1 protein-coding gene is annotated in these 531 nt (G+C 62.1%); it reads right to left on the bottom strand.

Going from position 1 to position 531, the window contains the following annotated elements; genetic code table 11:
* A partial coding sequence (locus tag ACV22V_RS32520) for a penicillin acylase family protein (protein WP_448016835.1) occupies positions 1-531 on the bottom strand: 531 nt, incomplete at both ends.

Below are 531 nucleotides of genomic sequence, written 5' to 3'. Positions count from 1 at the left end.
CTGCCCCCATTGCCATGCGTTCACATCCGCACCTTGCAAGCGTACCATTTCGCCATAAGCGTCGTGTAGGCTCGCGAGTAGCACGGCATCACGTTTCGCGTGCGCGTCGTCGCCGAAGCGTGTTTCGGGATGTTCGAGCGTGTCGAGCATTATTGCTGTGTCGGGCGCCCCGAACGCGTCGGCGGCGGCTTTCGGCAGCACGGCGTCTTTGAACGCACGACCCAGATGACAGCTCAACCACACCTCTTCGAGCGCGGCTTGCGCGGAATCCGCGCGCATGTGCGCATCCCAGTCCTTGAGCAACGTGAGTGCGGCGCGCGTGTCGGCGTCGTCGCTGTTCAAGGGCGCGAGCAGTGCGACGAGGCGTCGCGCGGGGATCGATACGTCATCAGCCTGTGACCTCTCGCTATCCTCGATCGATACTTTTGGTAGCGCCTTGAGCACTTCGTCGATGCGTTGATGCCGCGACGCATCGGCCCATTCGAAGCCGAGCTTGCGCTGCTTGTATGGGTAACCTGCAGGCAGATTCAC

This window comes from Burkholderia sp. AW33-5 (genome assembly GCF_053427615.1).
The sequence above is the reverse complement of the archived record's forward strand: the minus strand, read 5'-3'. Positions and strand labels throughout refer to the sequence as shown.